The sequence below is a fragment of the Nocardia sp. NPDC050799 genome, assembly GCF_040654015.1.
In the GTDB taxonomy this organism is placed as follows: domain Bacteria; phylum Actinomycetota; class Actinomycetes; order Mycobacteriales; family Mycobacteriaceae; genus Nocardia.
Window position 1 is genome coordinate 202,482 of sequence record NZ_JBFAHF010000007.1, and the last position, 25,554, is coordinate 228,035.

The following is a 25,554-nucleotide window of genomic DNA, read 5'->3' on the forward strand; positions in this document are numbered from 1 at the left end:
GCTCCTTCATCAACGCCGCCGCAGAATTCTCCGACCCCGCTGACCCGGTCCGGGTCTCCGTCCATGCGCACCGGCAGTGGATACGCCGATCAGCTGTGCACTTCCGCCCGGTTGTCCCGGACAGTGACGAAGCCCCGCTGGAAGTTCTGCTGGACTCCGCCCGGGATCGCGAACTCGTCACTGATCGGGAAACCGATCCGGCCGGCTTCGTAACCCGCGTCACGCCAGGCATCCATGATGGGTCCGTCGCGGACCGCCCACGCGCCGGACAGGGGACTCCAGTAGATGCTGCCGCCCTCGAAGCGGGTGAACTGGCCGAGGTCCTTCAGCGGAGCCTGGGCGGCGGCCGGGAAACCGAGCCGACTGTTCTCGAAGCCGAGTTCGGCGTACTTGGCCAGGATCATCCCTTCGACGCGATGCGCGCCGGTGGCGGGACTGAAGTAGAAGGGCCCGCCTTCGAAGGACTGGACCGCGCCGTCGCGGTTCGGCGTCTTCACTTCGGGGCCGGCCGGGTAGCGCGCGGGGCCGCCCTCGAAGCCCTGCCTACCCCATTCCTCGAGGATCGCTCCACGCACCACCTGCGCGCCCGTTTCCGGGGTCCAGTAGAGCGAGCCGTGCTGGAACGGCTGGAAGCGGCCGCGGCCGTCCGGTAGCAACTGTTCGGTGCCGGTCGGCAAACCGAGGCCGCCACGGGGCCCGGCCGCCGCCTGGTAGCCCCCGCCGATCCGGCCGGCCACCGGATGCGCCCCGGTGTGCGGGGAGTAGAAGACGCGGCCGTGGCGGAAATCCTGAGCCAGTCCGCCGGGCACCTGGTATTCGCCGGTGAGGCAATCGCCGAGCCGGCCGTTGTCGCCGGCGACCGCGCCGATGGCGCCCGCGACCGCGCATTCGGGCTTACCGGCGGGCACCCCGAGCGCGCCGGCGGCCTGCGACCACGACTGCCGCATTTCGAAATCCCAATACGGCCAGGTGTGGGTGCCCGCGGCCCGGTAGTTCACGGTCGCGGGGATTCCCAGCTCGCCGAGTTTGTCCACGAAGTTCTCTGAGGTCAGCAGGGCCAGTGTCTCCAGGCCCATCCCGAACATATTCGTGCTCACCCCCGGAATTTCGCTGCCCTCGTCGTGTTTGCCGGAGACACCGGTCCCGCTGGAGATGTAGAGCGATTTACCTTTCAGCCGATCGGCGAGCAGCAACGGATCGTGTTCTTCCCACTGCGGGCTTCCGGGCGGTCCCCACATGGCACCGGAGTCGAAGCCGCCCGCGTCGGCCATTGCCAGCTGAATAGCCTGCGGCATACCGAGGCTGGTGATGGTGAGAAAACCCGAATAAGAGGCGGCGTATTTCACGAACTCGGGATTGCGCGCGGCCAGGAACATTGCGGCCGTTCCGCCCATGGACAGTCCGGCGATCCCCCTGGTCGAGGTGGCACGCCACTGACTCTCCAGCAGCGGGGGGAGTTCCTTGGTGAGAAAGGTCTCCCATTTGTAGTTCTTGCCGTTGTCCGGCTGCAGCCAGTCGGAGTAGAAACTCGATTGCCCGCCGACCGGCAGCACCACGGTCGTGTTCTTGTCGGCGTAGAAATCCACCGCCCCGGCGTCCTTTATCCAGCCGTTCTCGTCGTCGGCGGCACGCAGGCCGTCGAGCATGTACAGCACCGGGAACTTCGCGTCCGGTTGAGTGTTCCAGTCCCGGGCGAGCAACAGCCGCACCTGGATCGGCACGCCCATGGCGGGCGAGTCGACCCAGACGGCCACATCGCGGTCGGTGTGCCAGACCACATTCCGGATCGCGGCGGGGGACGCGGCGACGGTCGGCTGGGCGAGGGCGGGCGCCTGTGCCACGGCGAGGGGAAGCACCAGCGCGGCGGCCCAGGCCGTCAGCTGCCGCCGGGCGCGTCCGCGGGACCGGCCGACCGTCGTCCCCCGGTGTGCGCGTGTCATCCCTGCCACCCACTGTTTGTACCGCCGCGGCGTGCGGATATCCGGTAGGACGCGCGGACAGCAAACCAGTTCGCCACCGCCGTGCGGACCGACGACAACGGCGCCACCTGCTTCGATACGAAGCAGGTGGCGCCGTTGGGGGGACTATCGGTTCAGCGGCAACCGAATGGCGTGCCTTCGATCACCAGCCGTTGGTGGAATCCAGGAACATCTTGCGCGAGGCGAAGAGCTGGCTCTCCCAGTACTTCCAGGAGTGGGTGCCCACGTTCGGGAAGTCGAAGTGGGCGTTGATGCCCAGCGTCTTCAGGCGGGCCTGGAAGGCACGGGTGTTCACCAACGACAGCGCTTCCAGCGCCATGGCGTTACCGGTGTTGAACGCGCCGATCGCACCGGCCGGCTTGTCGTACGGGCCGGGCAGGCCGCTGGCCGCCGAGATGTACATGGGCAGGCCACGCAGCTGCGGGGCGAACACGAACGGGTCCATCCGCAGCCACTGCGGGCTCCACGGCGCGGCCATCGAGTCGACGTTGAACTTGCCGGCGTCCAGCATGGCGATACGGATGGCCTCACGCATACCCGGCGCCGAGATGTTCAGGTAGCCGGAGTAGGCGGCGGCCGAGCGGAACTGGTCGCGGTGGTAGGCGGCCAGGGCCAGGGCGGCGCTACCGCCCATGGACAGACCCGCGATCGCGTTGTTGGTCCGCGACACGCCGTGGCCCTCGAGGAAGGCGGGGAGTTCCCGGGTCAGGAAGGTCTCCCACTTGTAGGTGAACTTCTGCCCGTTGGTGTTGCTGGGCGAGTACCAGTCGGCGTAGAAGCTCGACTGGCCACCGACCGGCATGATCAGGGAGATGTTGTCGTTGCCGAACTGCTCCAGCGCGTTGGTCTCGAACGACCAGGCGTTGCGGTCGTCGCGGGCGCGCAGGCCGTCGAGCAGGTAGAGCCCGGCGTTGCCGCCGCGCGCCGCCCACTGGACCTGGACCTTGATCGGACCCATGCTGGAGGGAACCAGCAGTTCTTCGAAGGCGCCGCGCTTGACCGGTGCCGCGGGCGAAGCCAGCGCGGTCGGGGCCGCGATACCTGCCGCGACGGGTAGCGCGAGCACTGCCGCACCGATAGCCAGAATCCGGTTACGCCAGCCGCGGGGTGCCCGCGACCGCCCGGTACTTCTCTTCGGGCCGGCTGCCCTGCCGAAACGCATGAATTCTGCTCTCTTTCTGCTGTTGTGGCGTTGTCGCTACCGCTGTGCGGACAACACCCCGTTTCTCCTCGGCGGCGCCGGCGACCGGGTCCCGACCTACCACTGGGCCGACAGCGCTACAACGATCTGGTCACAGATGTGCTCGCTGGACTTTATTCGACCTCATCGAGCCGAGCAAGGCCGTGCTGATCGGATGGCCGAAATCCGCCGCGAGAACCGCTGTGATCGCCCCGTGACGATACCTTGCCGGAGCGTTGATGTCTCGGCGGGCCGGGATATTCGACTGTTATCGAAATCGCGCTCCGACCTGGCTTGTGTAACGGAATACGAACCGATGACGAATTCCTATCGACAGTAGTGTCGCCTGCCCGGAACGAATCGTTCCGGGCAGGCACACTGCATCGGCTCGGGGGGTCCCCCGAATGGGACCCCCAACTGCCGTTATCCGATATTCGCCGACAAATCCGGAAGCATCCGATACACCTCGGCCTCCCAGTAGGTCCAGGAGTGAATACCGGTCTCCGGGAACGAGTAGGTGACATTGTTCGCGCCGAGCGACATCATCCGCAGCTGGAACGAGCGGGTGTTGGCCAACGCGAGGGCCTCGAGCCCCATACCGTTGATCGTGTTGCCGGTGAACCCGTCGGCGGGCCCGGGCAGCGAACTGCCGGCGGAAATCCACAGCCGGGTGTTGTGGTCGCGCAGCAGCGGCGCGAAGACGAATGGGTCCATCCGCAGCCACTGCGGACCCCAGGGCGGCGCCATGGAATCCACGTTGTAGCCGCCGGCGTCGATCATGGCGGTTCGGATGGCCTCGCGCATACCGGGCGCGGAAACGTTGAGGTAGCCGGAGTAGGACCCGGCGAAGCTGAACTGATCGGGGTGGTAGGCGGCCAGGGCGAGGGCGCCGCTACCGCCCATCGACAATCCGAAGACGCCGTTGCGGTTCGGGTTGAAGCCGAGCCGGTCGCGCAGGGCCCAGCGCAGATGCTGGTTGATGAAGGACTCCCAGGCGTAGCGGTAGCTCTTGCCCGGACCCTCGGAGATGACGTTGAGGGCCCCGGAACCGGAGGACGAACCCGTCGGCGGGAGCCCGAGGAAGGAGCTGGCCGCGTTCCAATCCGCGTAGAAGCTGGACATACCGCCGATCGGCATGACGACGTTGATATTCCAGTCGGTCAGCGCATTGGCGACATTGGTGTCGTTCTCCCAGCCGCTGTGTGTTTCGGGGGCGCGCATACCGTCGAGGGCGTAGACCACTCGACTGGTATTGCCGTCCTTGGCGCGGAAGACCCGCGACCTGATCGGGCCCATCTCCGGTGAGTCGACCCAGAAATCGAAGCCGGCCGGGTTGGGGGCCGCGTCGACCCGGGGAGCCACATCGGACAGAGCCACCGCGAGGGGGGCCAGCAGCGCCACCGCCACACCCATCGCCCATCGCTGTACCCACCGCCGGGTACGCACCGATCCGGGTCTGCGCGCACTTCGCATTCGACTAGACCTTTCGCCTGGACAGCCGGGCAGCAAGTACCTAGCTACATTACCGGCCCCATCTCGGATACATAGACCACAGCGCCCATCCGGAGACGGAAGCCGTTATCTGGATACATGTTCCTGGTGCGTCAATCGGCTATACCCGCGTTCATGTTGCCAAATAGTGGCGTAGGTCACAGTCGTTGGCGAGGTGGCGTACACATTCGTTGCCGAACCAGTCGGCAATACCCCTTGGCAACAATTGCGCAAAGACGTCGGCCGGACAGTGCCCGGCCGCGGCCGGTCAGCCGATGTTCGCGGACATATCCGGGATCATCCGGTAGACCTCGGTCGCCCAGTACTGCCAGTTGTGCACGCCGACAGCCGGGAAGTCGTAGGTGGCGTTGGTCGCCCCCAGCGACATCATCCGCACCTGGAACGCCCGCGTGTTGGCCAGCGCCAGTGCCTCCAGGCCCATCGCGTTGAGCGTGTCGAAGCTCAGACCGTCGGTTGCGGCCGGGAGACCGCTGCCGGCCGAAATCCACAGCCGGGTGTTGTGCTGGCGCAGCTGCGGCGCGAACACGAACGGATCCATCCGCAGCCACTGCGGGCTCCACGGCGGCGCCATGGCGTCGATATTGAAACCGCCGGCGTCGAGCATGGCCACGCGCAGCGCCTCCCGCATACCGGGCGCGGAGACGTTCAGATATCCGGAGTAGGAGCCCGCGTACCGGAACTGATCGGGATGGTAGGCCGCCAGGGCCAGGGCCGCGCTGCCGCCCATGGACAGCCCGAACACGCCGTTTCCGTTGGGGTTGAAGCCGAGCCGGTCGCGCAGCGCCCAGCGCAGGTCGCGGGTGAGGAAGGTCTCCCACTTGTAGGTGGTGGTCCGCCCGACTCCGGCCGCCGAACCCGAGGCCAGGCCCGAGCCCGAATCGGCCGCCGAACCGGTGGCACCGCCGGCACTACCCGAACTGCCCAGCCCGAAGAAATCGCTCGGGGCGTTCCAATCCGCGTAGAAGCTCGACCGCCCGCCCACCGGCATGACCACGTTGATATTCCACTTGGTCAGTTCCCGGGCGACATCGGTATCGATCTCCCAGCCGCTCAGATCGTCGCGGGCACGCATCCCGTCCAGGGCGTACACGACCCGGGCGGTGTTGCCGTCGGCGGCGCGGAACACGCGTGACTTGATCGGGCCCATCTCCGAATCGACCCAGAAATCGATACCGCTGGGATCGAACTGCGCCGATGCCGGAGCCGCGGGCCCGGCCACCGAGGCACCGACCGGGAGCAGGGCCGCCAGGGACAGCAGCACCGTGCGCTTCAGCCGACCGCCCAGCCGCCGCCCCGGACGTGCGCTCCGCACATCACGGCCGATTACCCCTCGCATGTTTCCCGCCCTCCGTCGTGCGACCCACGGCCGCGCAGTACGACTACCGGTCCCCGGCCCGGACGAGCCGGGACCGGACGCCAGCACTTTAACCCGACCGCAGTTCACCTGCCCACCAGGAATGCGAAAACGCGGCGAACAGCCGAACTACGGTCGGGGAAACAGCAGTTCAGCGCACCGGTGGTATCGGATCGACGAGACCACAGCGCTGAATCTCATATTTCGGTACCCGGTCTATACGGTACGACGCGAAATCGAGAGCGTGCAGCAGATTGTGCTTGAACCGTTCGAACGTCAGCGGGCCCTTGTAGGAGAGCGTCAGCGCATAGGTGTCCGGACACGACATCGCCACCCGGGCCTGCTCGACCCAGTCCTCGTCCATGTACCAGGGCAACCAGGGCTTGATGTCCACCATGCCGGTCTCCACGATCACCCAGTCCGCATACAGGCTCTTGTCGTGCCCGATCCGTCCGTCGGTGAGCCGATCGGTGTGCGCGGCCAGCGGGAAGGCCAGGCCCATCGGATCGATGACCCGGACGTCCAGGGGAACGTTCATGCTGGTCATGCCGAGATTGAGGAAGTAGACGGTATGGCCGGCCCCGCCCGGCGAGATGGGCAGCGGCGGCGGGGCGATGTACCACATCATGAACGACGGGGAATTGAGCAGCAGACCGCCGTCCGGCGTGTTCTCGATCGCCTCCACCATGGGGCGCATCCGGGCGTAATCGAGGTAGTCCTCGGCGCGGATGGGGTGATCGTGACCGGTGTTGAGGACGTAGTAGATCCGCTCGTCCACGATCCCGGACTTGTTGATGTGGGTGCCGGTCTTGATTGCGGTGGTACCCGACGCCAGCAGCGCCCACGCCACCGTGCCCACCAGCGCGGCGACCAGGATCGCGAAAGTGGGGGCCTCGCGACGGGTCAGCGACCGCAGACCACCCTCGGGCAGCCGCACCGGAAGCACTGCGACCGGCAGCAGGAACAGGAACAGCTGCGGCAGCAGCATCCGCCCGTGCATGAAATCGCCGCCGACGCGCAGCGCGTAGATCGTGAGCAGCACCGCGGCGCCGAGCACCAGCGCCACCACCGCCGACGGTGAACGCAACCGCTCCCGGAACTGCCGTAGCCGGCCGGCCGCCGGGTCCATCGCGGTACCGGTATCCGGGCGCATGTAATGCGCCCGCGCGGCCACCAGTCCCGCGACCAGCAGGACGACGAGCGGTACGTAGAGGTAGTAGGGACCGGTTAGATCCCACAGGTAGGTGAAACCCTGGCCCCATTTCGCCCCACCCGCGTCCTTGGCGACCGCGGTATTGGGGTAGGGCAGGCCGTAGTAGCCCATCCGCCAGACCTGGTAGAGCAGCGGAACCGCGCCGGCGACGGCGACCACCAGGCCCCGCAGCAGCCACGGGCGCAGCCGCGACCGCGGCATGGGCGCGAAAAAGATCAGCAGCAGCGCCAGGCCGCCCACCACGGTCATCTCGGGCCGGATCAACGGTGCCAGACCGGCCAGGAAGGCCAAGCCCAGCAGCCCGGGCACGGTCGGCGTTTCGGCCTTGCTCCACCGCACCAGCAGCAGCCACAGCAGGGCGATCCAGCAGATGACCAGGCAATTCTCCAGACCGGAGGTCACATAGTCGCGGGCGGGCGGCACGGAGATATAGGCCAGCGCTCCGGCGGGCAGCAGCAGCGTCGACGACGCCGGGCCCCAGAGTTTGCCGGTGCCGAGCATCGCGAACAGCACCGCCAGCAGCGACAGTGTCAGCGCGACACCGAGCACCACGTATTCCAGGCGGCCCTGAGTGAGCCAGCTGAAGAACCAGACGACATAGGTCCATGCCGTACTGGTGTTGGTCTCGACCCGTTCGCCCGCGTTGAAGACCGGACCGTTGCCGGCCAGCAGGTTACGCACGGTACGCAACACGATCAGTCCGTCGTCGGCGATCCAGCGCCGTTCCCAGCCACCGAACGCGAACAGGGCGACGGTCGCCAGGATGCCGCCCGCGAACACCGCACGCGAGACGGAACTGCCCGGCGAACGCCGCCGCTCGGTGGCGGCGCGCTCGTCGGGCTGTTCTGTTTCGGCTACCGCAATCTCGTCAGAAGAGATAGACAGCGACACCTACCGCTCCGATCCAGGCGATGGCGAGCAACTGCAGGACGCGATCGCCGAATGCGATCTCCTCGGGTTCACCGGCCTCACCACCGTCGACGTCCACGGCGTAGCGCAGGATCGCGACGGTGAACGGGATCATCGAGAGGGCGAACCATTCGGTGTCCTTGGCCGCGCCCTGTTCGAAGGCCCACAGACCGTAGAAGACCACCACCGCGGTCGCGGCCAGGCTCCAGATGAACCGTAGGTAGGTCGGGGTGTAGTACTCCAGCGATTTACGGATCTTCGCACCGGTGGACACCGCCAGTTGTAGCTCGGCGTAACGCTTACCGGCCGCCATGAACAGCGAGCCGAACGCCATGATGAGCAGGAACCACTGGGACAGCGGTATCCCCGCCGCCACCCCGCCGGCGATCGCACGCAACAGGAAGCCGGAGGACACGATGCAGATGTCCAGGACCGCCTGGTGTTTGAGACCGAAGCAGTACGCCAGCTGCACCCCGATGTACACGCCCATCGTGACGGCCAGCTGCCAGGACGCCAGGAACGACAGCGCCAGCGAACCGAGCAGCAGCACCGCCGACAGCGCGAAGGCGAGATTCACCGGGACCACACCGGCGGCGATCGGACGGAACCGCTTGGTGGGGTGGGCCCGGTCGGCCTCGACATCCATCGCGTCGTTGGTGAGGTAGACACCGGACGCGGCCATGCAGAAGACGACGAAGGCGATGGCCACATTGGCGAGCACATCGAGATCGGTCACCGAACCCGCGGCCATCGGTGCGGCCAGCACGAGGACGTTCTTCACCCACTGGCGCGGACGAGCTGCCTTGACCAGGCCACCGACCAGCGTTTTGGGAGGCCCTTTCACTTCGGCTTCGGCCAGGTCGGCGCCGGTGGGCTCTTCACTCATGGCGGGCAGCGCCTTTTCGTCTTGTGCGGTCACTGTCGAGTCTCTTTTCGGCGGCGAGCAGGGCGGCGGCGGACGCGGCACCGAGCGCGGAACCGGCGAGCACATCGGAGGGGTAATGCACCCCGAGCACGACTCTGGACAGCAACATCGGCGGTACGAGCACCGCAGGCAAGGGTAGCCCGGTCAATTTTCCGAGTAGCACCGCCGCCGCGGTTGTCGAGGTCGCGTGCGAGGAGGGGAAGCTCAGCTTGCTCGGCGTCGATACGTTGACCTGCACCGATGGCGCGTGCGGTCGGGGCCGGCGGACGATCCGCTTGATCACGATGGAGGCCGCGTGCGCCCCCACCGCGCCGACCGCCACCCCGGCCCACTGCCGACGCCGGGGTTTGTCGACCAGCGCGCCCACCGCGGCGACACCGACCCAGCCGAGCGCGTGCTCCCCGAAATGCGACATACCGCGTGCCGCCGAGATCACCGGCGGGGTCGCGATGGCGCCCTGGACCGCTTCGAGGATCTTGACTTCCGCCGGTGCCCGGCCGGTACCCGAATCCCGCAGGCTCGGGTTCATGGCGTTCACCGCTGGCTCTCCTCGCTGCTGCCGATCCCGAAAACCTTCTCCCACGCGGCCGTACCGGTGAGTTCCGCGTGCGCGGCCCGGTAGCGCCCCCGCATTTCCGGCAGTCGCCCGGCGAGTTCCTTGCGCAGCCGCAGCGCTTCCCGGAGCAGGCCGTAGGCCTGGCGGGGGTCGCGCTTGCGATACACCACGCCGCGCCCGTCCGCGGTGGTGACGGTGACCCCGTCGACCTGCGAAAGCAGGAACCAGCGCGCATCCAGCGTGGGCACATTCAGCTGAGGCCGGTCGTGGTGCTCCTCATGCGCCGGACGCAGATTGTGCAGCAGACCCTTGCCGAGCCGTACGATCTTGGCGATCGGATTGGCGGGCTCACCCACCGCGCCGACCCCCATTCCGCTGGCCAGCGGGAGTTCGGTGGAAGAGGGCAGGATCACCGCGTCCGGATACTGTTTGCGCAATTCGTGTACCGCGCCGAGCGCGCTCGGCAACAATTCGAACAGTCGCTGCGGACCGGCCAGGAAATCGCGAATCGCCAGATTCTGGATGGCGACCGTCGAATATTCCAGGCAGAGCAGGTGTTTGAGGGTCGCCTTGACCGTGTGCGCGATCATGCTCCGGCCGTTGCCCGGCTGGTACAGGGCGGCGACGACCAGGCGATTGCGCAGATGGAAATACGCCTGCCAGTCGATCGCGTCGTCCTTGTCGCTCCACGCCATATGCCAGACCGCGGCACCGGGCAGGGTGACCGTCGGATATCCGGCTTCCCGGGCGCGCAACCCGTATTCGACATCGTCCCATTTCAGGAACAGCGGCAGCGGCTGGCCGAGTTGTTCGGCCACCTGCCGCGGGATGACGCAGGTCCACCAGCCGTTGAAATCGCCGTCGATACGCCGGTGCAGCAGTTTCGAATTGTCGCGGTCGCGCAGCGGGTACTTGGCGAAATCGTGGTCGTAATCGACATTCGGCGCCGCCGACCACATGAAGATGTTGCGGTCGACGACCTCACCCATCACATGCAGATGGGAACGCTCCTGCAGGTTGAGCATCTGGCCGCCCACCAGCACCGGCGATTTCGCGAACCGGGCGAAGGCCAGCGCGCGCAGGATCGAATCCGGTTCGATCTCGATATCGTCGTCCATGTAGACGATGAATTCGGCACTGGTGGTTTTCAACGCCTCGTACATCACCCGGCTGTACCCACCCGACCCGCCGAGATTCGGCTGATCGTGAATGGCGAGCCGGGCGCCGAGGACGGCGGCGGCTTCCTCGAACCCGGGCTCGTCGACGACCTTGCGGGTGCCCTGATCGGGAATGATCACCGCGTCGATCTGCGCCAGCACCAGTGGATCGGCCCCGAGCGCTTTCAAGGTCGTCACGGCGTCGGTGGGGCGGTTGAAGGTCGGCATACCGACCGCGATCCGGCCCTCCCCCGGCGCCTCGATCGGCGCGTACCAACCCCCGGACACCAGGGTGACCGCGGTGTCGGTGGTGATGTCGAACCAGAGCCAGCCGCCGTCCTCGAAGGGGCCGAAATCGGCCTCCATCTCGACCGACACCGTCTCCGCGCCGGAGGCCACCGCGAACTCACGGCCCTGGACGTGGATACGGGAACCGTCGGCCTTGGAGCGGTACAGGTCGACGCGGCCGTGCCCGGCCAGCTCCAGCCGCAGCACCACCGAGTCGAGCATGCTCCAGCGCCGCCAGTAGCTGGCCGGCAGCGCGTTGAAGTAGGTGCAGAACGACACCTCGGACTCCGCGCCGATCGACAGCGAGGTCCGGGTGGTGGCGTGGGCACGCCGCGCGTTGGTCGCCGACTCCTCCAGGTAGAGGGTGCGCACATCCAGCGGCTCGCCCGGCCGGGGCAGGATCACCCGTTGCAGCAGCGATTTCGCTCGGGTCGCGGACGCACTGGGCGCCAGTGATGCAGAGGTCATACGTCGTTGTTCTCCTCGGCCAGCGGCGCACCCGTCTCCAGGTGCGGACGCAGCACATTGTCGAACATGTTCAGCGCGCTCGCGATGGCCATGTGCATGTCCAGGTACTGATAGGTACCGAGGCGGCCGCCGAACAGGACCTGCGCGCCGACGGTCTCCTTCTTGGCCAGCTCGCGATACGCGGTCAGTTTGGCCCGGTCCTCGGGGGTGTTGATCGGATAGTACGGTTCGTCGCCGGTCTTGGCGAAACGCGAGTATTCGCGCATGATCACCGTCTTGTCGGTCGGGTAGTCCCGTTCCGGGTGGAAATGCCGCGGCTCGATGATCCGGGTGTAGGCCGGATCGGCGTCGTTGTAGTTCACCACCGAGGTGCCCTGGAAATCGCCGGTGGGCAGCACCTCGGTTTCGAAGTCGATGGTGCGCCAGCCCAGCTCACCCTCGGCGTAATCGAAGTAGCGGTCCAGCGGGCCGGTGTACACCACCGGGGCATCCGGATTCTGCGCGCGCAGCTCGTCGCGAACGTCGAACCAGTCGGTGTCCACCCGGACCTCGATCAGGTCACTGGCGGCCATGTTCTCCAGCCACTTCGTGTACCCCTCTTTGGGCAGGCCCTCGTAGGTGTCGTTGAAGTAGCGGTTGTCGAAGGTGTAGCGGACCGGGAGCCGGGTGATATTGCCGGCGGGCAGTTCCTTGGGGTCGGTCTGCCACTGTTTGGCGGTGTAGTCGCGGACGAACGCCTCGTACAGCGGACGGCCGATCAGCGAGATGGCCTTTTCCTCGAGGTTCTGCGCGTCGGCGGTTTCGATCTCGGCGGCCTGCTCGGCGATCAGTGCGCGCGCCTCGTCCGGGGTGAAATACCGGCCGAAGAATTGCGACACCAGGCCCAGCCCCATCGGGAACTGGTACGCCTGACCTTTGTGCAGGGCGAAAACGCGATGCTGGTAGCCGGTGAACTCGGTGAACTGCGTGACATAGTCCCAGACCCGTTTGTTCGAGGTATGGAACAGATGCGCGCCATATTTGTGGATCTCGATACCGGTTTCCGGTTCGGGTTCCGAATAGGCATTACCGCCGATATGCGGGCGGCGATCCAGTACGAGGACTCTCTTGCCCAGTAAGTTCGCGCTGCGCTCGGCGATGGTCAGCCCGAAGAAGCCGGAGCCGACGACGATCAAGTCGAACTGTGCGGTGTTATCTGAGTTACCCGGAGACGATGCGGCGGTCACGGGAGCCCAGCGTATCGGAAGCGTTTCCCGGCGCCAGTCGGAGTCGGAAGGTCAGGGGTATTGCCAGGTGAGCGGCTTTCCGCGCCGTCCGTCGCGGAAAACACGCGCCGGGGCCGGTGCGCTCCGGCCCCGGCGCGGGAAAAGTACCGTTCACCGGCGCTGTCAGCGGTAGCCGTACGGGGCGACGCCGTAGGCACCGACCGGAACGGGCGTGCGGGCGGCCTCGATCCACCGCTTGGTGGGGGCGATGGCGGCCAGCACGAGGGTGAGGACCGCGAAGAGCGGGGCACCGAGAACGCTGATACCACCACCGACGGCGACCACACCGACCACGACGACGGTCAGCACGATCGAGAGCACGCAACCGAGGATGACCATCACTCGCCCGGAATTGCTGCGACGCAGCAGCAGGATGCCGCCGACCAGGAGCAGCAGAGCAAGGACGCTGTAGGCAATACCGAGCACCACACCGGTACCTGCGAGGTCGAAGTCGAAATCGATATCGGGCCCGCTGGAACTCGAACTGGAACTGGTCCGGCGGCGGGCGCCGGTGGCCAGGACGGCGCCATTGGTCAGCGAACTCTCGGAGGTGGCCGAGGCGAGCACGAACATTCCGAAGGCGGACAACGCGCTGGCGACTCCACCCAGCAGCGCGAGAATCCCGGCGGTGATCCCGGTCCCCCCACTGGGGGGCGCCTGATACCCATAGGTGCCGGCGAACTGCGGCCCCGGCGCGTAGCCCATCTGGTGGGCGGGCGGGGCCGGGTAGACGGGCGGCGGCGAATACGGCGCCGACGGAAACGGCGGCGCCGGCTGCTGCGGCGGCGGCTGACCATATGGATAACTCACGGGACCTCCCCCTCGTCACGGTTTCCGGCACTGTACCGTTCATCGCCGGGGATCGTCGGTGCGCCGATTCCCGGAAAATGTGAAACACGAGCACCCGCACCCGTATTCGTCGGCGGGTGCTCGGCGGACGCCTTCGCTATTCGAAATTGTTCTCGGCGTAGACGCGCATCGCGTCCCGGCGCTCGTCGTAGTAGCGGTACCCGTTCACGCCGATCCGGCTGGGCGGCAACAGCCCCGGCTGCCCGTAGTGGCGCAGGGTGCGGCCGGTGGTTCCGGCCGCCTTCGCCAGATCCTGGATGGACCATTCGTCGCTGCGGGAACCCGCGCCCACGACCTTCACCTCTTCCGTTCCGCGTCGGTGCCACCAGCCTGCAAGTTGACGCTACGTAAAGGTCAAGCCTCCGGCGACGGCGGCGACTAGAACACCTCGGTGGTCTCCATTCTGGTCGGGATCTGCTGGGCTCCGGGTACGGGCGCGGGCCGGTCGCCGTCGACCGTGCCGGACCCGGCCGGGCGGGTGTCGAACTCCGGTGTGCCGCCCGGTGCGGCGCGGCCGGCCGGCATCCGGCCGGGAATCGTCGCCGCCTCGGAGTCGGCCGCGCCCGGTCCGGCACTGCCGGATTCGGTTTGGGCGGGCGCCGGACCGTCGGCTTCGGCGCTACCGGCCCCCTCGGTGAGGCCGGGTACCAGCTGCATCAGCGTGTCGAAGTCGACGACCTGCGCGCCCAGGTCGGCGGTGTAGACGATGACGCCGTTCTCGAACAGCCGGTACGTGCCCGCGTCCTCGGGCAGGGGCAGTTCCGGGGTGACGGGCAACCCGAGCGCGCCCTGCATACCGCCCATCTCGGCGTAGGCGGTATCGATCGGCGAGGGGATCGCGCCCGGTGCGGCACCCGGGAGCGTGCCGCCCGGGGAGACCGGGAGCGAACCTTCCGGGGTACGCGGCGCCGGTGCACCCGATTTCGTGCCCTCCGGCGAGGGCTCGTTCCACGGTTCGGCGGTTCCCGGAGCGGCTCCCTCCGGCAGCGGGTTCACCGGGGGCGGCAGCGGCATCGGTGTGGTGACCGTGAGTTCGTCGGGTGTCGGCCCCACCTCGAAGGTTTGGATATCGGCCGGCGCTCCGCCGTCGGGCGCGGCGGAGTACTCGGCGCGCAGGATCCGCCCGTCGCGCAGCAGTACCCGGCCGGCCGTGGCCTCCACCGCGGCGGTGGTGCGCGGGTCCTCTTGGGCGGTACCGCTGTAGGCCTGGCAGTCGGTGGTATCGCAGGTCTGCGCGTAGGGCCAGCGGGTTTCGGCGAGCGCGTAGGACCGGGCGGCGACCGCCTGGGCTTCCAGGGCGGCGGGCGCCCAGTCCGGCGGCATCTCCGCCGGGACGACGCCGAGTAGATAGTCCTGGATGTCCACCCGGTTGACGGTGCGGGTGTCCCCGTTCTCGGCGGCCACACCGAGGGACCCGCGGTAGGCGCCGCCGCCGCACAGCGTCAGATGCTCCGCCGCCGGACGGTTCGGGCTGGGGTCGATCGGATAGACCCACGGATCCTGGATCGGGTTCTCCCACAGGACCGGTCCGTCGCAGCCCTGGGTGACCACCGCGTGCGCGCCGCCGTCGGGCAGCGGGGTGAGCCGGACGGCTTCGCCCGCCTGCAGTTCCTGTCCGGCGAGCCGCATCCCGGCGGCGGAGGTGACGACCAGATCGGCGCCGTCCTGTTCCTGCAGCCGGACCGATACCGACGCCGGTCCGATGGTGCCGATCTCGGCGCCCGGATAGTAGTAGGCGAGGATCTGGTCGACGTTCTGCCCGTTGTCGGCGTTTTGTAGCGCACCGTGCTGACTCAGGCCGCGCCCGTGCCCCGGACCGGCCTCGGCAAGCATCCGGTATACCTCTCCCGGGACGGGCACGAGGAGCGCCCCGCCGATGGCCAGGGCGGTCGCCCCGCAGGCGAGCAATGGGCCTGGACGGATCCGCCGACCTCTCATCGACGGCGGCATACCAGGAGCTACCAGCGTGTTCCCCAGACGCCCTGAGACTTTCGGCCGAGTCATGTTATTTCGGTATGACATACGAGCACTCCCATCGTCAGCCCGGACGCTTTCGACTCGGTACGACGTCGGCATGTCGTTTCGACCGACCACGCTCCGGGAGCTACATTCGAGCGAACAGGAAAGCCTCAACCTCAGGTTTAGATTTGTGACGAATGTGGCTAGTGTGGTCCGTGGGACTGAAGTTCGCAAGCATGACTTGCTCACCGATCACTGGTTGCAACCCTGATTGGAGAAGCTCGTGCCCTACCGCAAACCGAAGCGTTCCTGTGTACTGCCGGTTGTCGCGCTAGTAGCGGTAGCGGGCCCGATCCTGCTGCCCACAGTCACCGACCCGGGCAAATCCACCGATCAGATCGAACTCACCGCGGTGCCGCCCCAGCTCACCGAGCTCGCCCTGCGCAGCGCCCCCGATACCGTGCTGCCCCTGGGCGAGTTGACCGGCCTCGACCTGCCGGACCTGCGCCTGGGCGATCTGCAGGCGCTCGGCGTACCCGGTCTGACCCCGAACGGTACGACCACCCCGACCGATCCGAGCCGCCGGCTGCCCGGGCGGCAGCCCGGTCTGGGTTTCGTGACCGAGGACGGGCCCCCGCCCGCGGATACCCCCGCCCTCACCCCGGGCGTCATTCCGCCGGAATTCATGGACGCGGTCGGCGCGCAGGTCAAGGAACTGAACCGGGAACAGCCCTTCAGCATGGTCGCACTGACCGCTCCGGACCTGGCGAACACCACCGTCATGATCCGGGCCGAACAGCCCGACGGCAGCTGGGGCCAGTGGTACGAGGCCAACCCGATCGACGGCGCCGACGGCAAGGCGGCCGGCGGACCCACCGGCACCGACCCCATCTATGTCGGCAACACCACCTCGGTGCAGGTGCTCGTCACCCGGAAACCGCAGCAGCACGGCGACGATCCGCTCGGACGGACCCCCGCCGCGGCCGGTGGTCCCCAGCAACCGCCCGAACTCACCGCCGTCCTCATCGATCCCGGCCGCGGCGCGGTCGACGATCAACTCCAGGACATCGCCGCCGCCCTGCCCGGCGGCGGCCCCCGGGTCATCACCCGCAACCAGTGGGGCGCCGACGAATCGATCCGCTGCCAGGAGCCCACCTACGACGACGGGCTGGGCGGAGTCACCGTGCACCACACGGCCGGCCGCAACGACTACAGCAAATCCGAATCGGCCGGGATCGTCCGCGCCATCTACGCGTACCACTCGCAGACCCTGGGTTGGTGCGATATGGGATACAACGCGCTGGTCGACAAGTACGGGCAGATCTTCGAGGGCCGCTACGGGGGCTTGGACAAACCGGTGCAGGGCGCGCACGCGGGCGGTTTCAACGAGAACACCTCCGGAGTCGCGATCATGGGCGATTACCAGGTCGAACAGCCCACCGACGCCTCGATCGAGGCCACCGGCGAGTTCATCGGCTGGCGCGCCCGGATCGCCGGTCTCGACCCCAAGGGCCAGACCACCATGTATTCGGAGGGCACCGAGTTCACCCCGTACGCACAGGGGGAGGAAGTGCATCTGCCGGTGGTCTTCGCGCACCGCGACGTGGGCAACACCAGCTGCCCCGGCGATGCCGCCTACGCGCAGATGGACCGGATCCGCACGATAGCCGCCGGCGAAGCGGGCGCGACCCGGTCGTCGACCCCGCGCAGCCAGGCCGCCCGCTCGGATCTGGCCGCGCTGGCCGATCTCACCGCCAAGCTGCTGACCATGGTGAACGACAATGTGATCGCGAAGTACTGGGTTTCCAAAGGTGGTCCGGACGGGCCGCTCGGGCAGGCCGCGTCCGAGCCGATGCCCGCGGCCCAGGGGCAGCAGTACGCGAAATTCGTGAACGGATACGTCTACACCACACCGGACGGCCGAGTGCACGAGGTCGTCGGCAAGGTCCTGGATCGCTTCCTGGAACTCGGCGCCGACACCGGTGCGCTCGGCCTGCCGCTCACCGACGCCTATCCGGTCCCCGAGGGGCTGCGCACCGACTTCCAGAACGGCTCCCTGATCCTGGACCAGGTGGCCGATATCGTCACCACCGTCTGGAAGACCTACAACGACACCTACCAGCAGCAGTCGCAGGGGCAACCCGGCCCCGCGCCGCACGTGATACCCGGTACCGGGCCGGTTCCGCAGGTCGCGGCACCGCCCGCACCCGTCGCCGGACCGGTCGAAGGACAATACTCGGTACCGCAGGTCGCGGGCCCGGTCCCGGAGGCTGCGGCACCGCCCGCACCTGTCGCCGGGCCCGCCGAAGGACAATCCCCGGTGCCGCAGTCCGCGCCGGCGCCCGCCGCCCAGGCCGGTCCGCCGCCTGCAGCCGAAGCAGGTCCGGGACCCGCCGCCGCGGCCGGTCCGGCACCTCCGCCGGAGCCCGCGGCACCGCCCCCACCGGCCGCCTGAACTCCGCGTACCGACCGCGCCGGATCGTGCCCCGCACGATCCGGCGCGGTCGTCTTGGCACAGGTGGTCCGCCGCTCCGCCGCGGCTACCCTTCCCCCGGCCACCAGCGTTCGAGGATCTGCGCGACACCGTCCTCGCTGTTGGTCCCGGTGATCTCGTCGGCGGCCGCGAGCGCCTCCGGATGGGCGTGCCCCATCGCGACCCCCAACCCGACCATGCGCAGCATCGGGATGTCGTTGGGCATATCGCCGAACGCGACCATATCCGCGGGATCGACGCCGAGCCGCTCGCCCAGGGTCCGCAGCCCCGAGGCCTTGGTGACGCCGGGCGCGGAGATCTCGATCAGGCCGTGTTCGGTGGAGTAGGTGATATCCGCGCGGTCGCCGATATGGGCGGCCAGCGTCACCGCCATATCGCCGCTGCGGGCGCCGGGTAGCCGGATCAGCATCTTGATCGCCGGGGTGTCGATGACCTCGTCGCGGGCCACGGCGGTGTCGTCGGGATTCAGCCAGGCGTGCTCGTACTGCGGTGAGCTGACGAATTGCGGAGTGGCCGCGTCGTGCGCGCTGGCGCCGATCCGTTCGGCCGCCAGTCCGCATCCGGGCAGCACCTTCTCCGCGATATCGGCGACCCAGGCCAGGGTTTCCACATCCAGCACCGAGGCCCCGAGCACCTTGTCGGTCCCGGCGTCGTAGAGCACGGCGCCGTTGCCGCATACGCACAGCGGCGCGAACCCCAGCCCGGCCACCACCGGGGCGATCCAGCGCGGCGGACGGCCGGTGGCCAGCACGAACGGCACTCCGTCGGCGACCAGCGCCGCCACCGCGGCCCGGGTCCGCGCCGAAACCCGCTCGTAGGGATCGATCAGGGTGCCGTCCACATCGGAGGCCACCAGTTCCGGTCGGGTCTGCCGCGTTGCGCTCACCCGCTCCATTCTGCTGGGTCGGCCGCGGCGCACCGGCGGGCATACCCGTTCGCGGGGTGAACACGCAGCAGGCCGTCCGTCGCGCATCCCCGGGGATCGCTCCCTATGATCAGGGGCTACACCTGATATCGAGGGGAACGATGGCCGGCTTTCTGCTACGACGGGCGCTCAATTACGTCGTGCTGCTGCTCTTGGCGTCCTTTCTCACCTTCAGCCTCGCTTCGCTGACCTTCCGGCCGCTGGACAGCCTGGAGCAGCGCAATCCGCGACCGCCGCAGTCGGTGATCGACGCCAAGGCCGAGGAACTACATCTGGACGAGCCGATTCCGCAGCGCTACGTCACCTGGATGACGGGTGTGGTGCACGGCGATTTCGGCGAGACGCTCGGCGGGCAGCCGGTGAGCGAGGAACTGGGCCGCCGGGTCGGGGTCAGTCTGCGGTTGCTGGTCCTCGGTTCGATCATCGGCACGGTCCTGGGCGTGCTCATCGGTGCGGCCGGCGCGATCCGCCAGTACAGATTCAGTGACTATTTCACGACCGTAATATCACTGCTGATCCTGTCGACCCCGGTGTTCCTGCTGGCGACACTGCTGAAATTCGGTGCGCTCGAAATCAACTCGGCCACCGGAACACAGATCTTCCTCTACACCGGCGAAACCTCGGCGAGCAGCATCGAGGGGTTCGGTGCCCAACTGGTCGACCGCCTACAGCATCTGGTGCTACCGACCCTGGCCCTCGCCCTGGGTGGGATGGCCGGATACAGCCGGTACCAGCGCAATGCCATGCTCGATGTCCTGCAGAGCGATTTCATCCGGACCGCCCGGGCCAAAGGTCTCACCCGCAACCGGGCCCTCTACAAACACGGTCTGCGGACCGCCCTCATCCCGATGGCCACGCTGTTCGCCTACAGCTTCGGCGGGCTGATCACCGGCGCCACCTTCACCGAGAAGATCTTCGGCTGGCACGGCGTCGGGGAATGGCTGGTCGATTCCATCAACGCCCAGGACATCTACGTGGTCGCCACGGTGACCGCCTTCGCCGGGCTGGTGGTCCTGGTGTCGGGTCTGCTCTCCGATATCGTCTACGCGATTCTCGACCCCCGGGTGCGTGTGGGATGAGCGGGTCAGGCCTGGAGGCGGTAGTGCGATTCCTTCGCCTGCGCTTCGGCCTCCGCGTCAGTGTGTCGACCGATCGCCGATCACACTCGTGCACGGAAGGCACAGCGTGAGCATCAACGAAACCGAGATCCTGGTCCAGGGCGCGCCCGAACCGGCCGCCTCCGGCCGGCGCAAACTCATCCTGCGCCGCTTCCTGCGCAACAAACCCGCGCTGGTCGGTGCCGCGGTGCTGATCCTGATGTTCCTGGCCAGTTTCGTACTGCCGTCGTTTCTGCCCTACGACTATCAGGACATCGACTACACCGCCCTGCTCCAACCGCCGAGTCCCCAGCATCCCTTCGGTACCACCGAGATCGGCCAGGACGTACTCGCCCAGACCCTGCGCGGCCTGCAGAAGTCGCTGATCATCGGCTTGTGCGTGGCCGTGTTCTCCACCACCATCGCCGCCGTCACCGGTGCGGTGGCCGGACTGCTGGGTGGCTGGACCGACCGGACCATCATGTGGGTGGTCGACCTGCTGCTGGTGGTGCCGAGTTTCATCATCGTGGCCCTGTTCGCGCCGCGTACCAAGGGCAGCGGTTCGATCGTGCTGCTGATCATCCTGCTCAGTGTGTTCGGCTGGATGATCAGCGCGCGGATCGTCCGCGGCCTGACCATGAGCCTGCGCGAACGCGAATTCGTCCGGGCCGCCCGCTATATGGGTGCGCCGACCCGGACGATCATCCTCACCCATATCGTGCCGAATATCGCCTCGATCCTGATCATCGACACCACGCTCACCGTCGGCGCCTCGATCATGGCCGAAACCGGGCTCAGCTTCCTCGGGTTCGGGGTACAGCCGCCGGATGTGTCGCTGGGCACGCTGATCGCGAACGGCACCAGTTCCGCCATGACCTATCCGTGGCTGTTCCTCTTCGCGGGCGGTCTGCTGATCATCACCGTGCTCTGCGCGAATCTGGTCGGCGACGGCCTGCGCGACGCCTTCGACCCCGGCGCGAAACGCGCCCGGTCCCGGCCGTCGCGGAAGGCGCGCAAGGCGGCGGAGAAGTCCCGGCAGGCGGAGGAAGCGCGGACATGACCGGAGAAACCACGACGGTGCAATCGGCAGCGGACCGGGCCGTACCCGGTGCATCCGGCTCGGGCCAGGGCCGCGCGCCCCTGCTGGAGGTATCGGATCTGCGCGTTTCGTTCCCCAGCGAAGAAGGCCGCGTCGATGCGGTCCGCGGCGTGGACTACACGGTCGCCGACGGCGAGGTCCTGGCGATCGTCGGCGAATCCGGGTCCGGGAAATCGGTGTCCTCGCTCGCCGTGATGGGTCTGCTGCCCGAACAGGCCCGGGTCACCGGCTCGATCCGGTTGCGCGGACGGGAGCTGCTCGGCCTCGGCGACCGGGAGCTGTCGAAATTGCGCGGCAGCGCGGTGAGCATGGTGTTCCAAGACCCGCTCTCGGCGCTCACCCCGGTGTACCGGGTGGGCGATCAGGTCGCCGAAGCGCTCCTCGCGCACGGCAACCTGAGTAAGACCGAAGCAGCGAAACGCGCGGTCGAACTGCTCGATCTGGTCGGTATCCCCGATCCGGAACTGCGCGCGAAGGCCTTCCCGCACGAATTCTCCGGCGGTATGCGCCAGCGAGTGGTCATCGCCATGGCGATCGCCAACGATCCGGCGCTCATCATCTGCGACGAACCGACCACCGCACTCGATGTGACGGTGCAGAAGCAGATCCTGAACCTGCTGCGCAAAGCCCGCGATATCACCGGCGCGGGCGTCATCATGATCACCCACGACATGGGTATCGCGGCCACCCTCGCCGATCGCGTGGCCGTGATGTACGCGGGCCGGGTCGTGGAAACCGCGACCACCGCGCAAGTTTTCCGAAGTCCCCAGATGCCCTACACCGTGGGGTTGCTCGGCTCGATCCCGCGCATGGACGGACCACCGCGCGCACCGCTGATCCCGATCGTCGGCGCGCCGCCGGCCATGCACGCACTGCCGCGAGGGTGTTCGTTCGCGCCGCGCTGCCCGGTCGCGATCGACGACTGCCGCGCCGCGGAACCGCCGCTGGCCGAGACCGTTCCGGGCCATCGCGCGGCGTGCATCCGTACCGACGAGGTCGATTCGGCGGCGCTGTTCGACGCCTATCGCCGCGAGATCGGCGAGCCGGCAGCGCTTCCCGCCACCGATCCACAGCCGATACTGAAAGTGACGGATCTGGTCAAAACCTTCCCTATCACCTCCGGGGTGATCCTGCGTCGCCGCAAGGGCGAGGTCCGCGCCGTGGACGGGATCAGTTTCGAGGTCCGCGCCGGACGCACCCTGGCCCTGGTCGGTGAATCCGGGTCGGGTAAATCCACCACTCTCACCCAACTCCTGGACATGGTGAAACCGCAGGCCGGGAACATCGAGATCATGGGCCGCGATACCGCCACCCTCAGCGCCGCGCAACGTCGTGAACTGCGCCGCAAACTGCAGATCGTCTTCCAAGACCCCACGGCTTCACTGGATCCGCGGCTCCCGGTTTCCGATATCGTCTCCCAGCCGATGCGCATCGCGAAGCGACCGAAATCCGAGATCACCCAGCGCGTACCGGATCTGCTGCGGCAGGTGGGCCTGCGGCCCGAACACGCCGACCGCTATCCGGGCGATTTCTCCGGCGGCCAGAAACAGCGCATCTGCATCGCCCGGGCGCTGGCCCTGGACCCCGAACTGCTGGTGCTCGACGAGCCGGTGTCGTCACTGGATGTCTCGATCCAGGCGGGCGTGCTCAATCTGCTGCGCGACCTGCAGGCCGAACGCGGACTCTCCTACCTCTTCGTCTCCCACGACCTCTCGGTGGTGCGCAATCTGGCCCACGATATCGCGGTGATGTACCGGGGCAAGATCGTCGAAGCGGGACCGGCGGAACAGATCTTCGGCGATCCGGGACACGAATACACACGATCACTGATCGATGCCGTGCCCGTACCCGTGGTAGAGGGTTGACGGACGTGTTCTCCGGACCCACCGGCAGGAAGGATGAACGGCCATGAGGATTCGATCATTGCGGAGGCTCGCGGTACCGCTGTGCACCGTCGCCCTGCTCGCGGCCGGTTGCGGTGCAAACGACGCGGGGGCACCCGAGGGCGCGGTCGCCGAACTGGGCACGGTCAACGACATCAACCCGCACGATGTGAGCGAACTGCGCGACGGTGGGAATCTGCGGCTGGCCACGACGTCCTATCCGGAGCACTGGAACCCGCTGCAAATCGACTCCGACGGTGAATCGGCGGGCATCATGCGCCCGATGATGCCGCGGGCGTTCACCACCGACGCGGCCGGTGCCATCTCGGTCAACACCGACTTCTTCACCAGCGTCGAACTGACCAATACCGAGCCGCAGCAGGTCACCTACACCATCGATCCCAAGGCGGTGTGGTCCGACGGATCCCCCATCACCTGGGAGGACATCGCTTCCCAGGCCAACGCCATGAGCGGCAAGGATCCGAAGTTCCTGATCGGCAACACCAACGGCTTCGACCGGATCGAGAAGGTCGAACGCGGCACCGACGACCGCCAGGCGATCATCACCTTCACGAGCCACTACGCGGACTGGGCCGGTCAGTTCTCCGGTAACTCCATGCTGCTGCCGAAGGAAGCGACGGCGACACCAGAGGCGTTCAACGAGGCCTGGCGCAACGCACCCGGCAAGACCTCTGGCCCGTTCGTCATCCAGTCCACCGACCGCGGTCAGGGCCGGATCGTGCTGGGCCGTAACCCCAAATGGTGGGGCGCCACACCGAAACTCGACACCATCACCTTCAGTGTGCTGTCGAGCGAAGCGATGGTGCCGGCGCTGGCCAACAATGAGATCGACGCCATCGGACTGGCCACCCGCGACGATATGCAGACCGCCCGCAATACGCCCGGTGTGGCGATCCGGCGCGCTCCCGGTAACAGCTGGTCGCATCTGACCTTCAACGGCGCCCCGGGCTCGCTGCTGGAGGACCCGAACCTGCGGGTCGCCATCATCAAGGCGATCGACCGCGCCGGTATCGCCAAGGCCATGCAGAACGGCCTGGTGAACGACCCGCAGCCGCTGAACAACCACATCTTCATCCAGGGCCAGAAGGGCTACCAGGACAACAGCCTGCCCTTCGACCCCGAGGCCGCGAAGCGGGAACTCGACGCCCTGGGCTGGACGCTGAACGGGGACGTCCGGGAGAAGGATGGCCGCAAACTGGTGATCCGCGATGTCATGTACAACGACAAGACCTGGGTGCAGGTCGCGCAGATCATCCAGCAGAACCTGCGGCAGGTGGGGATCGAACTCGCCATCGAGACCAAACCCGGCAGTGGTTTCTTCACCGACAACATCCAGCCCGGCAATTTCGATGTCGGCCAGTGGGTGTGGATGGGTGACGCGTTCCCGCTGAGCAGCATCCCGCAGATCTGGGGCTACTATCCCGATAATCTGCAGGGTAACTACGGTCGCATCGGGTCGCCCGAGCTGAACGATCTCATCGAGAAAACGCTGACCGAGCTGGATCCGCAGAAGGCCATCGAACTGGCCAATCAGGTCGACCAGGCGGTCTGGGCCGAGGGTCATTCGATCCCGCTGGTGCAGTCGGCCGGAAACGTCGGCGTCCGCGACAACCTCGCCAACTACGGCGCCGCGGGACTGGCTTCCCTGGACTACACGAAAATCGGTTTCCTGAAGTGAGCTCCCGGATAGGCCATCCGCTGGCCTATCCGCTGTGCGTGACCATCGGCGCCCTCGCGGTACTCACCGCGTGGGCGCCGTTCGCCGATCCGGACCAGCTCAGCGCACTGGCGGTGGTCGGCGTGGGCATCGTGGGATACAGCGGGTACCGGGTCGCGGTGGCGCTGGGGGTGGTCGGCTACCGAGCCGAGAGCGCCACGACAGTGACGGTGCGGCGGGTGAGACAGGAATATCAGCTGGTAAGCCGTTCCTGGCTGGAGTTGCGTGACGGCGGTGACGAGCGCTGGCTGCCGGTGTACTTCACACCGGAGCTGATCGGTTTCACCGGTGGCACGGCCCTGCTCAGCGAGCGGCAGATCGTGCTGCGGCCCGAGTCCGGCGGCACCGGACCGACCGGTGGACGGCACCTCGAGTTCCGGGTGCTCCCGGCCGGGCGGGCCCGGGAGAGCGAACCGCCCGGCCGCCTGGTCGACAATCCGACGCGGGCGGACCCGGAAGCGGAGACCCGGGCGGCCATCACCACGAAGATCACCCGCCGATTGCTGCTGGACGCCCAGCCGGCGGTCGCCGCCCCGTTCGTCGCCCTGTTGTGGCTCTATGTGATGGGCGGCGGGACCGGGGCGTTCGTCGCCGCCATGTGCGTGGCGGCCGCGACCGGGACCTGGCTCGGCGCCATCCGCGGCTCGGACCCGAGCTGAACGCCGCGCACGAGATACGGCGGAACCGATCGCCCGAAAACGCTC

General features: G+C 67.5%; 18 protein-coding genes and 1 pseudogene. 6 read left to right on the plus strand and 13 right to left on the minus strand.

Features of this window, described 5'->3' with window-relative positions:
• Positions 1-89: 89 nt before the first annotated feature.
• From AB0H42_RS10290 to AB0H42_RS10345, 12 genes and pseudogenes are all read right to left on the minus strand, one after another.
• Entirely contained in the window at positions 90-1,940 is a 1,851-nt protein-coding gene (locus tag AB0H42_RS10290; protein WP_357052737.1) for an alpha/beta hydrolase-fold protein, read from the minus strand.
• Positions 1,941-2,121: 181 nt separating this feature from the next.
• Positions 2,122-3,141, minus strand: coding sequence for an alpha/beta hydrolase family protein (locus tag AB0H42_RS10295; protein WP_357052739.1), 1,020 nt, complete (start codon positions 3,139-3,141; stop codon positions 2,122-2,124).
• 441 nt (positions 3,142-3,582) lie between these two features.
• On the minus strand, positions 3,583-4,572 hold the full coding sequence (locus AB0H42_RS10300; RefSeq protein ID WP_357052742.1) for an alpha/beta hydrolase family protein: 990 nt from the start codon (positions 4,570-4,572) through the stop codon (positions 3,583-3,585).
• Between the two features lie 346 nt (positions 4,573-4,918).
• A complete protein-coding gene (locus AB0H42_RS10305) occupies positions 4,919-6,007 on the minus strand; it encodes an alpha/beta hydrolase family protein (RefSeq protein ID WP_357052745.1) in 1,089 nt (362 codons plus the stop codon).
• A 169-nt stretch (positions 6,008-6,176) separates the two neighbouring features.
• The gene (zomB, locus tag AB0H42_RS10310; RefSeq protein WP_357052747.1) at positions 6,177-8,129 is read right to left on the minus strand and encodes a flagellar motor control protein ZomB; all 1,953 of its coding nucleotides are present in this window, start codon (positions 8,127-8,129) and stop codon (positions 6,177-6,179) included.
• Complete coding sequence (locus tag AB0H42_RS10315) at positions 8,107-9,033, minus strand: decaprenyl-phosphate phosphoribosyltransferase (protein ID WP_356992214.1); 927 nt, start codon at positions 9,031-9,033, stop codon at positions 8,107-8,109. Before AB0H42_RS10315 ends, zomB begins: the two co-directional genes overlap by 23 nt.
• Positions 9,026-9,601: a phosphatase PAP2 family protein gene (locus AB0H42_RS10320; protein WP_357052865.1), complete on the minus strand. Its 576-nt coding sequence runs from the start codon at positions 9,599-9,601 to the stop codon at positions 9,026-9,028. The genes AB0H42_RS10315 and AB0H42_RS10320 overlap by 8 nt, the downstream gene beginning before the upstream one ends.
• 5 nt (positions 9,602-9,606) lie before the next feature.
• Positions 9,607-11,541: a glycosyltransferase gene (locus AB0H42_RS10325; protein WP_357052750.1), complete on the minus strand. Its 1,935-nt coding sequence runs from the start codon at positions 11,539-11,541 to the stop codon at positions 9,607-9,609.
• Positions 11,538-12,767: a UDP-galactopyranose mutase gene (glf, locus tag AB0H42_RS10330; protein WP_357052753.1), complete on the minus strand. Its 1,230-nt coding sequence runs from the start codon at positions 12,765-12,767 to the stop codon at positions 11,538-11,540. The genes AB0H42_RS10325 and glf overlap by 4 nt, the downstream gene beginning before the upstream one ends.
• 162 nt (positions 12,768-12,929) lie before the next feature.
• Positions 12,930-13,616: a hypothetical protein gene (locus AB0H42_RS10335; protein WP_357052756.1), complete on the minus strand. Its 687-nt coding sequence runs from the start codon at positions 13,614-13,616 to the stop codon at positions 12,930-12,932.
• A 181-nt stretch (positions 13,617-13,797) separates the two neighbouring features.
• Positions 13,798-13,947: pseudogene (locus AB0H42_RS10340) on the minus strand (MerR family DNA-binding transcriptional regulator); the annotation flags it as partial.
• 86 nt (positions 13,948-14,033) lie between these two features.
• A complete protein-coding gene (locus AB0H42_RS10345) occupies positions 14,034-15,488 on the minus strand; it encodes a SpoIID/LytB domain-containing protein (protein WP_357052758.1) in 1,455 nt (484 codons plus the stop codon).
• A 409-nt stretch (positions 15,489-15,897) separates the two neighbouring features.
• Between AB0H42_RS10345 and AB0H42_RS10350 the strand changes: the two genes are divergently transcribed.
• A complete protein-coding gene (locus AB0H42_RS10350) occupies positions 15,898-18,069 on the plus strand; it encodes an N-acetylmuramoyl-L-alanine amidase (RefSeq protein WP_357052761.1) in 2,172 nt (723 codons plus the stop codon).
• 85 nt (positions 18,070-18,154) lie between these two features.
• Here the strand turns inward: AB0H42_RS10350 and AB0H42_RS10355 are convergent, their stop codons facing one another.
• Positions 18,155-19,003, minus strand: a complete 849-nt coding sequence (locus AB0H42_RS10355) for an HAD family hydrolase (protein ID WP_357052764.1) — start codon at positions 19,001-19,003, stop codon at positions 18,155-18,157.
• Positions 19,004-19,134: 131 nt separating this feature from the next.
• Between AB0H42_RS10355 and AB0H42_RS10360 the strand changes: the two genes are divergently transcribed.
• The 5 genes from AB0H42_RS10360 (at position 19,135) to AB0H42_RS10380 (ending at position 25,509) form a co-directional block, all read left to right on the plus strand.
• Positions 19,135-20,112 (plus strand): ABC transporter permease, encoded by a 978-nt coding sequence (locus tag AB0H42_RS10360; RefSeq protein WP_357052767.1) that lies wholly within the window; start codon positions 19,135-19,137, stop codon positions 20,110-20,112.
• A 112-nt stretch (positions 20,113-20,224) separates the two neighbouring features.
• Positions 20,225-21,190: an ABC transporter permease gene (locus tag AB0H42_RS10365; RefSeq protein ID WP_357052868.1), complete on the plus strand. Its 966-nt coding sequence runs from the start codon at positions 20,225-20,227 to the stop codon at positions 21,188-21,190.
• Positions 21,187-23,094 carry an ABC transporter ATP-binding protein gene (locus AB0H42_RS10370; protein ID WP_357052770.1) on the plus strand — a complete coding sequence of 636 codons (1,908 nt, stop codon included), beginning with the start codon at positions 21,187-21,189 and terminating at the stop codon, positions 23,092-23,094. The genes AB0H42_RS10365 and AB0H42_RS10370 overlap by 4 nt, the downstream gene beginning before the upstream one ends.
• Before the next feature lie 43 nt (positions 23,095-23,137).
• Positions 23,138-24,811: an ABC transporter family substrate-binding protein gene (locus AB0H42_RS10375; RefSeq protein WP_357052773.1), complete on the plus strand. Its 1,674-nt coding sequence runs from the start codon at positions 23,138-23,140 to the stop codon at positions 24,809-24,811.
• Positions 24,808-25,509, plus strand: a complete 702-nt coding sequence (locus AB0H42_RS10380; protein ID WP_357052776.1) for a hypothetical protein — start codon at positions 24,808-24,810, stop codon at positions 25,507-25,509. The genes AB0H42_RS10375 and AB0H42_RS10380 overlap by 4 nt, the downstream gene beginning before the upstream one ends.
• The last annotated feature ends 45 nt before the right edge of the window (positions 25,510-25,554 follow it).